Below are 12,830 nucleotides of genomic sequence, written 5' to 3'. Positions count from 1 at the left end.
TTAGTACAAATCCGTTTCCCCCCCATACACTATGACTATTGATAATAAATTCTTAACCCTAGTCATTATTTAGTAAGTGAAAATTTAATCTATTAACCGGAGCCCACATGACGGGCACTCTTTTTCTTGTAACGAGACTTCTTTTCCACAAGCTGGGCAGTTCTCTGCCGCCGAATCACTAGGGCGATTTAATGATAAGTCTGAATCTGAGTAAGGTCTTAATATTTCTCTAATCCTAATTCCGTCTACCTCTTAATTAAAGAGTGATAATTGAATATTATCTGATTGATTAAGCTTTTCTTTCATTGGCTTTGAATAGCTACCTGAAAGATTATACTTGGCTTTCACTTCATTTACCATCATATACAGTTTATTCTTATATTCCTTGCTTGCACCACCTATTTTGTATAGGGTTTGCAATGGCTCATACAAATCAGGAAACTCCTGCTTTATAAAATCAAAGAATACTACTCGTGTTTTCCCCCTTAAATAAAGAGTTCCAGGGAGAACATAATCCACCTTACAATCCTTTGCATGAGCATACAAAGCATTAACATTATCCCGACCATCTGTGAGATAGGGGATAATCGGCATGAAATGCAGTCCCGTGGAAGCATTCGTCTTTGCAAACTCTTTTAACATTGCAAACCTTTTAAGAGATTCTATTCCATTTGGCTCTATCTTTCTACGGATATTTTCATTCATACAGGTAATGGTCGCGGCAACATTGACATAGGTAATATTTGTGAGCTCTGCGATTAAATCATAATCCCTCAAAATTAAATCTGACTTTGTGGAAATGATGCAGGGCGTTTTATATTTTATCATCAGTCGTAGAATGTCAGGCATCAATTTATATTGTGCTTCTATTGGCTGATAGCTGTCCGTTACCCCGCCAATATTGACGATTTCTCTTTTCCAAGAAGGACTGCTTAGCTGCTTTTCCAACTGCTCTACAATGTTAGTTTTTACATATATATCATCAAAATACTGCTCAGAATCTAAATACCGATGTGAGTACATGGCATAACAGTATTTACACCCATGTTCACAACCACGATATATATTTAAATCCCATGCAAATGGCATTTTCCTTTTTAGTTTGTTAAGAGCTATAGAACAGGTCATTTCTTTATAATTTACCACTATTTCACCTCTCAATATTAGTTTTTGATACACGGGTATATATTTCTGTTGTTTTTGAACTACTATGTCCTAACAACTCTTGAATATATATCAAATCTGTTCCTCCTTCTAGCAGATGAGTTGAAAAGGAGTGCTTTTACGTAATTCCTCAAATAATATCCATATCCTTCTATTTTTACATAAAATGACATTAATTGTAAAAATACACTCAATTTATAAACGTCAAAAAAACACTTGCCCTAATAAGATATAATATCTTGAGCAATCTCTCTAGGTCAGTAATACAGTAGACTACAATAGATTTGCTAAACAGTAAAATTCTTAGAAACATCACAACTCTTAGTACCAAAAAAGCCCTAGAGACTTTCAAAGGTTTTACTCTTTAGAACTCCTTAGGACTTTATTTTAATCAATATATTTAACTAGCTTTACTATTTCTATGATGCAGTTCTGCTATAGATTCTAGAGCCAATATAATTTCTTTTTTTTCTCCTTCTGCAGCTAGTTCATCGCTTTCCACATAGTCATTGATACCATCCTTGATATCAGCTTGATATTTTACTACATTATTTAGTATACTAGCGGCATAGACTCCACGTAATTGAGCAATTGTAAAGAGTATAGCTGTTTCCATATCAGAGGCCAACACCTTCTTATGATTCCAAAACTCCATCATTTCTTCTTCGTGGTCAATATAGAAGGAATCATGACTTCGTACAATTCCAGAATAATATCTATATTTCAATGCTTCACAGGTAGTTAAGATAATATTCGTTAGATTAAAATCCGCTACAGCAGGATAGTTTTCTTGTATGTACATTTTTGAAGCTCCATCCTCCCTCACAGCAGCTGTGGCAATAATGGTATCACCAATTTCAATATTCTGCTGCACAGCTCCTCCACTGCCTATACGGATAAAGTATTTAGCTCCACAGGCAATTAATTCTTCTATTGCGATGGCTGCGGAGGGTCCTCCTATGCCTGTAGAAGTGATGGTTATAGGTATACCCTTATAATAACCGGTAACGGTTTTAAATTCTCTGTTGGTAGCTACTTCTTTCCAGTTCTCCATATGGGCTGCTGCCCTTAATACCCTCTCAGGATCTCCTGGGAGAATCACATATTTTGCTATATCATTGGAATCACATAAAATATGAGGTTGTTTCATGATGCTCACCTTCCTATTATTCAACATTTAATATTGCTTCTAATATTGATTCAGTTAAGCTAGGATGTACCATTAAGTTGCTTTTTATTTCTTTAACTGTTATCTCCTTTTCAATCAATATACCCATTAAGCCCACGTACTCTGATACATCATCACCCACCATCCAAATACCTAGCAATTTGTCATTTTCTCCTACCAATACTTTGACAAATCCTTCAGTAATGCCCTTTGAAAAACCTCTCCAAGTATCAGAAAGCTTACAGATTCCTTTTTTATAGGAGATACCTGCCTCTAATAATTCAAACTCTTGATAGCCCACGCCAGCAATTTCCGGTATAGTAAATATAGCTCTGGGCAATTCTTTATATTGCATTGTCACTTTGTTTTTAAATATTATATGATCAGCTACTGCAATCCCCTGTTGAATCGCTACATGGGCCATCCCTAGTATGCCATTAATATCTCCTATGCCGTAAATATTAGGAACATTGGTTTTTAAATCTGTATCTACAATAATTCTATCTTTTTCTAGATGTATACCAAGATCCTCTATACCTGTAGGAAAGTTGGGCTTTCTTCCTCCTGTAACAAGAACCTTCTCAGTCTCAAGTTCCCTATTATCATCCAACACAATAGTTATCTTATTATCCTGATGATACTGTATGGTTTTTGCTCCTAAACCCTTATATATTTCTACATCCAGGCTTTCCAAATACATCTCTAGCGGCTCAACTAAATCTTTATCATTTCCTTGTAAAATCTCCTGCTGCTTTTCAACAAGGATTACCTTTACACCAAATTCTGCAAACAAAGAGGCAAACTCACATCCTTCTACATTCCCGCCAATGATTATTATAGTTTCTGGCAAGCTTGTAAAATTAACGACTTCTTTATGAGCAACGATTGTCTCTCCATCAACTTCAAAGCCCTCGAAACCACAGGGAGATGTGCCCGTTGCTATAACCATATAAGTTGTTTTTAAAACATTTTCTTCTACTTGATAGGTATACTGATCAAGAAAAGCCCCTTCACCAAAATATAAGTCAACCTTGGCTTCTAAAAGCTTCTCCTTCATTTTTTCTTCTACTATTACCATTTCTTCTTTATAGCTGCCTATTCTTTTACTTAAAAGTCCTCTATATAGATCATCTGCCCCTATCTTCAATCTATTTAGAACTTTGCAATCATCTAATATTTTTTTAACTGGTAGACAACCCCATCGAAGGCCAGTACCTCCCAGTTCCTCTTTTTCTGCAAGAGCAACCTTGAGCCCTCCTTTACTACACTGAAGAGCGCAATAATATCCTGCAGGGCCTCCTCCAATAACTACCACATCATACTCCCATACCTTCATCTTCCTATTATGCTCCTTCCTTTTCTCCAACTTTTTTTACCTTTGTTAGGTGTTTTTTAGTAATAATAAACAATGCAATTACTGTTACTAGATAGGGAATCATTTGCGTAAATTGTGAAGGTATACCTACCACCTGCAGTCGGATACCTAAAGCATCAAAGAATCCAAATAACAAAGCAGCTCCAAAGGTTTTTAGAGGATTAGAGGCGCCAAATATAATAGCGGCTAAGGCAATAAATCCTCTATTGGCGCTCATGTTTTCAGTAAACAATGTTAAGTACCCCAAGGATAGATGGGCCCCTGCAAAACCACAGAAAACACCGCAAATAATTGAACTAATATATTTCATTTTTCTAGCGCTCACTCCCGTGGTTTCCAATGCCTCAGGATGCTCTCCTGCAGCTCTTATCCACATACCATAGGGAGTTTTGTATAAGAACAAATAGGTTAATATCACCAAAATCCAGCTGATATAAACAAAAACTGAATGGTTATTAAAAATGACATCTAAAAAAGGTATTCCCTTCAGGGACGGGAAGTTTAGCCTTGGTAGTGATATAATCCCTGGTGAAGAAAAGGCTCCCTTTACACCAAACATGCTTCTTAATAAAAAAATTGTAAGTCCTCCAGCGAGTATATTAATGGCAATGCCAATAATAAATTCATCTGCCTTTAATTCAATAACGAAAAAGCCAAAGATCACTCCAATCAAGATTCCTACAACAACAGCTAATGCAACTCCTGCAAGGGAGCTAGCAAAAAAGTAGCTGCCTACAACGCCAAAAAATGCTCCTAATAAAATCATTCCCTCCATGCCGATGTTTAACATACCACTATGCATTGTCAACAATCCACCAAGGGCAGCTAAAATAAGGGGAGTAGCAGTTCTTATCGTGTTTTGTAATAATGTTAGATTAAATAGTTCTTTAAACATTTTACTTGCCACCTACCTTTTGCTGTAAGTTTCTTTTCATCAAATAATCTTTGATAATCCTTTTAAAACCTGCTTCTCCTGCAATAAATAGAATAATAATTGCTTGGATCACCAATACCAGCTCTGAAGGAATCGAGGTAGTGTTTTCCATGGCAATGGAGCCTGTTTTCAATGCCCCGAAGAAAATAGACATAAAAACAACACCAATTGGATTGTTTTTTACAATTAAAGCTACCAGCATCCCGTCAAAAGCAAATCCCGGAGAAATGTTTTGTAGAAATCTATAATGAGTTCCTAAAACCTCAAGAACCCCTGCAACACCACACAACCCTCCTGAAATCAACATAGCAACTATCATTTGTTTTTTCGCATTAATTCCTCCATATTTAGCAAAGGTGGCGTTCTGTCCCACCATTTTAAAGCTATACCCTGTGGAGGTTTTTTGCATGATGTAGTAAATTATCAATGCTATAAAACCCATCATAAAAATACTTGTATTGAGGGTAGATAACCTTATTAGACGGGATAAGCGATAGCTTGTTTCCACCATGTCGGTTCCTCCCATTTTCCCTTGATTTGCGGCAAAGGGGTAATTCACTAGATAATCAGTGAAAAGAACTGCTACACTGTTTAACATAATGGTCGTAATTACTTCATCTATTTTGTAGTAAACCTTTAATAAAGCTGGTATGAAGGCATATAATGCTCCAACAATTGCTCCGGCAATAATTGCCAATAATATACCGATTACTCCCGGCAAGGTTGTAAATGTAAATCCAACATAAGCAGCTGCAAAAGCCCCTAAGTATAGCTGTCCTTCTCCACCAATATTATAAATGCCGCTTCTAAAGGAAATGGCTGTAGCCAAACCAGTTAGAATCAAAGGAACAGTTTTTGCTAAGGTAGTTGCTATGTTGTATTTTGATCCAAAGGCTCCTCTTATTAGGGAGGCATAACCTATAATAGGACTGCGTCCATTGGCCATCATAATCAAGGCTCCAATGATTAAAGCTGCTGTTATTGAAAGAAACAGTGAGATCAAATACTCTGTATCTTTTGACGTAATGAATTTCTTCATTAATTATGCCCTCCCTTCTTGAGTCTTGTTTTGTTTGCCAGTCATATATAAACCAATTTCCTTTTTGCTGATTTCTCCATTGATAAATTCTCCTGTTATTTCACCTTCATAGATTGTAATCATTCTATCGGATAACCTAAAGAGCTCATCTAATTCTGCAGAAATCAATAATATAGCACATCCTTCATTACGTTTTTCTATAATCTCCTTATGAATAAACTCAATCGCTCCAATATCTACGCCTCTTGTTGGTTGGGATATAATAAGAATAGGCGTGTCAAAGGAAAACTCTCTAGCAATGATGATTTTCTGCATATTTCCCCCTGATAGGTTTTCCACCAATACATCCTGGGTGGGAGTTCGTACATCAAATTCCTTGATCAGTCTTTCTGCTCTCTCCCTTATAGGTTTTTTGTTTATATGAATCCCCTTGATTGCATAAGGCTCTTTGTCATGCGTTCCCATCATCATGTTTTCAGTGATGGTGGCCTTTTTACTTAATCCTGTTGCTAATCTATCTTCAGGAACATGGGCCATACCCATTTCTCTGATTTCTCTAGGATCTTTCCCAGTAATATTCTTATTCTCTATTAATATTTGACCCTTTTCTATCTCTCTTAACCCAGTTAAGGCCTCTACCAGCTCCGATTGCCCATTACCTTCAACTCCTGCGATACCTAAAATTTCTCCCGACTTTAGCTTAAGGTCTATTGATTTCAAGGCAAATAATCCACGGTTATCCTTCACCTTTAATTCTTGTACCTCTAAAACCGTAGTACCCTCAACTTCTTTTTTATCCAATGGATCAAATAGCACTTCTCTTCCTACCATCATTTCAGCTAAGATTTGTTCCGTAGCATCCTTCGTATCTACAGTTCCCACTAGCTTCCCTTGCCGCATTACACTAACACGATGAGATAAAGCCATAACCTCCTGTAGCTTATGAGTAATAATAATCACAGTTTTGTTTAACTCTTTTACTAGTTTTCGAATAACAACAAAAAGCTCCTCTGTTTCTTGAGGTGTTAACACTGCCGTAGGTTCGTCCAAGATTAAAATGTCTGCTCCCTTATGTAAGGCCTTCAATATTTCTATCCGCTGTTGTATTCCTACTGAAACTTCCTCTGCCTTTAAATGAGGATTTACCTTTAAACCATAAGTATTCACTAATTCTTCTGTAATTTCGATGGCTTGCTTAAAATCCATAAATATTTTTCTTCTTCTAGGCTCCGTCCCTAGCACAATATTTTCTGCTACGGTAAAGGAGGGTAACAGCATAAAATGTTGATGTACCATCCCGATGCCATGGTCGATGGCAATAGAGGGATTGGTAATTTTAATGGGTTCTCCTTTAAAGAAGATTTCCCCACTAGTAGGTTCTAAAAGGCCATATAATATTTTCATTAAGGTAGATTTTCCAGCACCATTTTCACCTACAATAGCATGAATTTCACCTTTTTGAATGGAAAGGTTAATATTATCATTAGCCAAAACAGCAGGAAACTGCTTGGTAATGCCTCTAAGCTCTATAATATTTTCTTCCATTGTTCTTTCACCCCTCTATAGGTTGCGTTTGTTTTGAAAAGGGAGAAGTAGGTAATCTACTTCTCCCTTATGTATCATAAAAGAGCTCTAATTTTCCCCTTCGGTGTAGCGCTAAACCCCCCCCCCGCTTTAAAAAGCGGCAGTCCAGGCACTACATCCTCGAAATAAATTCAGCTACAATTCAGTGGGAATAAAGATTCCTTCTGAATTAAGTCTCATTTTACTTTCCTTCTGGTACTACGATTTCTCCACTAGTAATCTTTCCTTTGATTTCCTCTAGTTTTGTTTTCATTTCTTCTGTAACAATTTCCTTCATGTCCTGTGTACCATAACCCAAGCTAACACCATTTTCATCGATACCATAATGATATACTTTTCCGGCTTCAAAGCTTCCATTTTGAATTCTTTCAATAGATTCAAATATAGATAAGCCTACACCTTTAATCATACTGGCAACAATAACATCAGGATTAATATATCTTTGATCAGAGTCTACTCCAATGGCAAATCTACCCACTTCACTAGCAGCTTCAAATACACCTTCTCCTGTTTTTCCTGCTACTTGGAATACAATATCAGCACCTCTTGAATAAAGAGCTAATGCACTTTCCTTCCCTTTAGCAGGGTCTTCGAAGTCACCAGCATAAATAGTTTCAACTTTTACATCTGGATCGATGTAAGCCGCACCAGCTTCATAACCAGCTTTAAAGTTTCTGATGACTGGAAGATCCTTTCCCCCTACCATACCAATAACCTTGCTTTGTTGAATACCTTCAATAGAATTTTCTTGAGTCAGCATAGCTGCCATTGCTCCAGCTAAGAAGGACCCTTCATTTTCTTTGTAGCTTATGGTTGTAAGATTATCAATACCTTCTATTTCGTTGTCAACATAGATATAATTTACTTCTGGAAATTCTAATGCTAATTCTTGAACTACATCATAGAATTCAAAGCCAACAACAACTACTACAGAAGCGTACTGAGATGCCTGTACCAATTGATCATTAAATAATGATGGGTCATTTCTACATTCAAATACTCTAGCTTCAATACCTAATTCTGCCTTAGCTCTTTCTATCCCTTCATTTGATGAATCATAGAAAGAACGATCACCTAAACCACCCGCTACAACCAAGGCCACTTTTACAGCCTCTTCTCCTTCTGCTGTATCAGGCGTTCCTGTGTCAGCAGATTTTGTACAACCAGTTAACATCATACCTGTGATTAACACCATAATCATGATCCATGTCATCATTTTTTTCATACATTTTCCCCCTTAATATATTTATTAAAATAATTTAGATTAATCTATAATCATTCAATCTTATGTAATCAACTTTTACCTAGACTGAAGGATTAGCTATTATTCACTTCGGCTTAATATCTCTTCTTCTTTTAGCTTAGCTACATCGATCACTATGATAGATTTGTTATTTACTTCTATTATGCCTTTTTCCTTTAGATGTTTCAGTATCCTATTAATGCTACGTTGAGTAACCACAAATTGTTCGCTAAGCTGTTCCTTTTCTATTTTTATCTCAATAACATTTCCTCTCTTTATTCCTCTATCTAAACAATATACTAAATAGTTACAGACCCTATATTTTAGCGAATATAATGTATCCTCTCCTGCTTTTTTAGAGAGCTTGTAGAAGCTACTACACAGGGTTTTTGTTATGTATAATAAAAAGTTTCTATCTTTATCAAGCCATTCCAAAAAAGATTCTCGATTTATTCTTAGAACCTTTAGGTCTGTCAATGTCTCTACTGAACAGATATAGGGTTTCTGTTCAAATATTTCTAGCTCACCAAAATAGTCTCCTTTTTTATAGATGGATTGAGAATATTTTTTTCCGTTTTCTGCTGTAATAGAAATATTAGCATATCCCTCTAAAATGATATAAAAATAATTATAATACATATCCTGTTGACAAATGATTTGTCCCTTTTCATAATGCTTCATTTCCCATTTTCTTAATATATCATATGGACAATCCTTAAGCATTTCCTTAATGGCAGCATTTGACTCAATAAGGTCTTGTATCTTCATAACAGTCCCTCTTTTCTTTAAGTATATCCCAAGATAACGTTCTCATAAAGGACATATGTCCTGCTATAAAACTATTTTAACATGAATTGAAAAAAAGAAAGATAAAAACACGGAATTATGTCTTCTATCTTTCTTTTCTTGGGTAATTAGCTTTAAAGGCGTTCTTATCTAACAAAGAATCTTATTGTTATAAAATTGGGTGTTATTTATCTTTCATATGTACAAGCCTACCATTGTTTTTCACAAGTAAGACTTCTGCAAGGATGCTAAAAGCAATTTATGTTTCATTGTTTCTTTTCTTACAAAACAATATTTTTCTTCTTTTTTATGTAAAAAATAGCCTCTAAAACCCCTCCTGCTATAGCCCTAGCCTTGTCCGACATAGTATAACAATACTCTACACAACCTCTAGGATCAACATCTGCTATTTTTAGTCCTTTTGTTACCATTGTATTTTCATGAATCATTCCTCTTAAGACTCCGCCAATGGCTGCTTGGATAGGCTCATTTTCGATATAAGCAATAATCTGCTCTTTTGTTACAATTTCTCCTATGTCACATAGAATCTTGATTGCTCCAGTACAAGGAGCCTTAATCACTCTTTCATTGCTATAGCCCATAATATTTCCTGGCACACCGGTATCTGTTTTTGCAAAACCTGTAAAAATCAGTTTTCCCAAATGATGTCCTCGATTTGTTTCTATCACTACGTCTACATCTACTCCAGCTTCAAATCCCGGTCCAACAGCAACTGTGATAGGAGCCATATCTATGGAGGTTCCTAGGTTTCTTTTTGCCATAATAGCATCGATGATAATGTCTGTAGGTATTTCCTTAAGTATACTGCAATCTTTGTCTATAATAATTGGAATGTTATTATCCTCCCATGCTCCTATAATCTCGTATAAACCTTCAACCTTTACTGCCTTTACACCTTCTACTTCTACTTCCCCATTAAATATAGCTTGTGCAAAGGCCACAGTTCTCCTTATGACCAGAGGGTGGTTAGTTTCCAATATTAAGACCTTGAAACCACATCGGTGAAGTTTATGGGCTATTGCCGTTCCAATATCTCCTCCGCTTCTAATCACCACTATATTTTTTCTCATTAATTTCATCTCCCCCATATAGCTTTTCATACTGTTGCCATGTATCGATATCTATACCAATTCTACTATCTTCTATAGTAATACAGTTAACCTTCTTCTCTTGTTCAATAATCCCTCTCCCACCTTGATCTCCTGTGATACCAAGTAAAGCATCCTTAAAATCTATGGGAAAGATAACTGGGTTTCCTCTTTTTCCATTGTAGAGAGGAAGAGTGATGGTCTGGGGTGCCTTATTAAAAGCTTCTATCAATTGGTTAATTGTATTAGCCTTTAAGAAGGGTTGGTCTCCTACAAAAAACATATAACCTTTTGACTGAGGATCAGCAGCTCTTATGCCTAGTTTTATAGCTTCACTTTGTCCTTGACTAGCATAGACATTGTAAATAGCTTTTACATTATTTTTTTCAGCAATTTTTCTTATTTCCCTCTGTCTATATATTACAAGTATATCTTCAACATAAGAACCTTTTACTGCCCTGATTACTCTTTCAATGATAGGTGTATCGTCAATTTCCAAAGTAAGCTTGTTCTTATTCATTCTTTTAGAAAATCCTGATGCCATGATAATACCTGTAATCAAAAGCTATCACTCCATTTGATATAATTCTCTTTCTCCTTCATAGATGCAGCAATCACACCATGAAGAACAAATTGATATTTCTTTAGAAGGTTGAAAATTTCAATTGCTAGATTTTCTCTGAAGGAATCATCGGTTTTATTTAACAACAAATATTTTTGACAGATTTCCGGACAACTTTTATAGAGTCCTCCATCGGCGATTACAAGCTTAACAACCCTGTTGATATCAATTTTACCGCCTATTTTCCCCTCCGTCAATTGGCAAAAAAACTGGGGTCTGTGGACCCATTCCTCCTCTATTTCTCTATTCAGAACATCTAAACCAATAACCCCTATAAGCTTTGTTGTGTTGGAAGGTATCACTGGTTCATGGGTTGCAGGCGCCTTGATAGGCTTTCTTTTGGCACCATCTGCTTCTATTAAAATATGATCAAAACTATTCAGCTTGCTAAGTTCTAAAATTTTTAAAGGTTCTAAACCCAAGAGCTTGTTTTCCTTGGAAATAGCTTTACCAAGAACACAAATTGATTGGGTGTTTTTAATCTCAAGAAGCTTTTTATGGTCATCTTCATCTGTTAGTATTAACCTATCATAACTTTCTTTAGCTGGCGAATATATAGCCGTAGTAGTAGTTAGTAGCACCCTGCTCCCAGCTTCTTTTAGCTCTTTCGCCAACTTGAACAGGCTAGTAGTTTTTCCGCCAGCTCCTACAAAAGAGATGATTTCCTTTTGATCTAAATTGATATTGAGTGCTTCATAAAGCTTCATGGCTCACCTACTTTCCTAAGGGACAAATAGGATAAAGACATACCTCACAGTTTTGACAAAGTCCTCCATGGGCTAAAGAAGTAATATCTTTTTTAGTAAGGATTTCTCCCGCCAATATCCTTGGGAATACCAAATCCAAAACGGTAATTCTATGGTACATGCCACAAGCTGGTACACCTAGTATAGCAGTTTTGTCTTTATATGCCAGCATAAACATCGCCCCCGGCAAAACCGGCGATCCATAGGTAACTACATGATTACTTATTTGTGCAATAGCCGTAGGTGTGACATCGTCCGCATCAACTGACATACCGCCAGAGGTTAATATGATTTCCGCACCCTTATCAATCAACGCCTTAAGGGCTTTAGTGATTTCATCTGTATCGTCTGGAACATATTTTGTATCGACTAACTGTCCACCATAGATTCGAACCTTCTCCTCTAAAATAGGTCCAAATCGATCCTTAATTCTTCCTTCATAAACTTCTGTACCAGTAACAATAATACCTACTCTCAATGGTTTTAATTTCTTTATAGTAACTACCTTCCCCATGTTTCTACATATACTTTCAATTTTGTGGATTTCTCTCTTCTTTATGGTCAAGGGTATAATCCGGGTTGCTGCCACAACCTTGTTCTTTTCCACCAAAGTATTATTATGCAGGGTAGCCAGCATAATTAAATCTATGTCATTGATTAGTTCTAGTACCTTTGTATTTATTTTTAGTAGACCTCTCTCTGTGGATTTGATATTGACCTTTCCTTCGGAAGGACCTTCTAATGTAAAACCTTCTCCCACCACAGCCTTTGCAATTCTTAAGGCAGCATCATCCTCATGGATTTCGTCTTCCCGCAGCTCTAAAACATGTATATGATTTTTTCCCATGTTCTTTAGCTCAATAATATCCTCTGTCTTAACTATATGACCTTTTTTAAAAGCAGCTCCCTTAAATTCGCCCGGAACAATTTTCGTTAAGTCATGAGCCAATACGCTGCCCACCGCATCTTCCACCTTAATCTTCTTCATTTTTCCATTCCTCTCTTTATACAACAAAAGCGACAAATGTCGGTAGACTTTTGAAAAATCTCCATCTTCTTC

General features: G+C 36.3%; 12 protein-coding genes and 1 pseudogene. All 13 read right to left on the bottom strand.

Annotated elements, in window-relative coordinates:
• Nucleotides 1-252: 252 nt before the first annotated feature.
• Nucleotides 253-1,146 (bottom strand): SPL family radical SAM protein, encoded by an 894-nt coding sequence (locus CHB72_RS19325; protein ID WP_330397093.1) that lies wholly within the window; start codon nt 1,144-1,146, stop codon nt 253-255.
• 4 nt (nt 1,147-1,150) lie between these two features.
• Nucleotides 1,151-1,267, bottom strand: a pseudogene (locus CHB72_RS28130) (tyrosine-type recombinase/integrase); the annotation flags it as partial.
• Nucleotides 1,268-1,564: 297 nt separating this feature from the next.
• Nucleotides 1,565-2,314: a nucleoside phosphorylase gene (locus CHB72_RS19315; protein WP_089284515.1), complete on the bottom strand. Its 750-nt coding sequence runs from the start codon at nt 2,312-2,314 to the stop codon at nt 1,565-1,567.
• 16 nt (nt 2,315-2,330) lie between these two features.
• Entirely contained in the window at nt 2,331-3,668 is a 1,338-nt protein-coding gene (locus CHB72_RS19310) for a dihydrolipoyl dehydrogenase family protein (RefSeq protein ID WP_089284514.1), read from the bottom strand.
• Between the two features lie 7 nt (nt 3,669-3,675).
• On the bottom strand, nt 3,676-4,602 hold the full coding sequence (locus tag CHB72_RS19305; RefSeq protein WP_089284513.1) for an ABC transporter permease: 927 nt from the start codon (nt 4,600-4,602) through the stop codon (nt 3,676-3,678).
• A gap of 1 nt (nt 4,603) precedes the next feature.
• Entirely contained in the window at nt 4,604-5,680 is a 1,077-nt protein-coding gene (locus CHB72_RS19300; protein ID WP_089284512.1) for an ABC transporter permease, read from the bottom strand.
• Between the two features lie 3 nt (nt 5,681-5,683).
• The gene (locus CHB72_RS19295; RefSeq protein WP_089284511.1) at nt 5,684-7,225 is read right to left on the bottom strand and encodes an ABC transporter ATP-binding protein; all 1,542 of its coding nucleotides are present in this window, start codon (nt 7,223-7,225) and stop codon (nt 5,684-5,686) included.
• Between the two features lie 220 nt (nt 7,226-7,445).
• Nucleotides 7,446-8,489 (bottom strand): BMP family lipoprotein, encoded by a 1,044-nt coding sequence (locus CHB72_RS19290; RefSeq protein ID WP_089284510.1) that lies wholly within the window; start codon nt 8,487-8,489, stop codon nt 7,446-7,448.
• Between the two features lie 99 nt (nt 8,490-8,588).
• Nucleotides 8,589-9,275 (bottom strand): Crp/Fnr family transcriptional regulator, encoded by a 687-nt coding sequence (locus CHB72_RS19285; protein WP_089284509.1) that lies wholly within the window; start codon nt 9,273-9,275, stop codon nt 8,589-8,591.
• 299 nt (nt 9,276-9,574) lie between these two features.
• A complete protein-coding gene (yqeB, locus tag CHB72_RS19280; RefSeq protein WP_089284508.1) occupies nt 9,575-10,384 on the bottom strand; it encodes a selenium-dependent molybdenum cofactor biosynthesis protein YqeB in 810 nt (269 codons plus the stop codon).
• The gene (mocA, locus tag CHB72_RS19275) at nt 10,359-10,964 is read right to left on the bottom strand and encodes a molybdenum cofactor cytidylyltransferase (protein WP_089284507.1); all 606 of its coding nucleotides are present in this window, start codon (nt 10,962-10,964) and stop codon (nt 10,359-10,361) included. The genes yqeB and mocA overlap by 26 nt, the downstream gene beginning before the upstream one ends.
• A complete protein-coding gene (gene yqeC / locus CHB72_RS19270) occupies nt 10,961-11,731 on the bottom strand; it encodes a selenium cofactor biosynthesis protein YqeC (protein ID WP_089284506.1) in 771 nt (256 codons plus the stop codon). The genes mocA and yqeC overlap by 4 nt, the downstream gene beginning before the upstream one ends.
• A gap of 7 nt (nt 11,732-11,738) precedes the next feature.
• On the bottom strand, nt 11,739-12,758 hold the full coding sequence (locus CHB72_RS19265) for a molybdopterin-binding protein (protein WP_089284505.1): 1,020 nt from the start codon (nt 12,756-12,758) through the stop codon (nt 11,739-11,741).
• Nucleotides 12,759-12,830: the final 72 nt, after the last annotated feature.

This window comes from Anaerovirgula multivorans (assembly GCF_900188145.1).
Classification (GTDB): Bacteria; Bacillota; Clostridia; order Peptostreptococcales; family Natronincolaceae; genus Anaerovirgula; species Anaerovirgula multivorans.
Note: the sequence above shows the minus strand (reverse complement) of the source record. Positions and strands in the feature narration are given on the sequence as shown.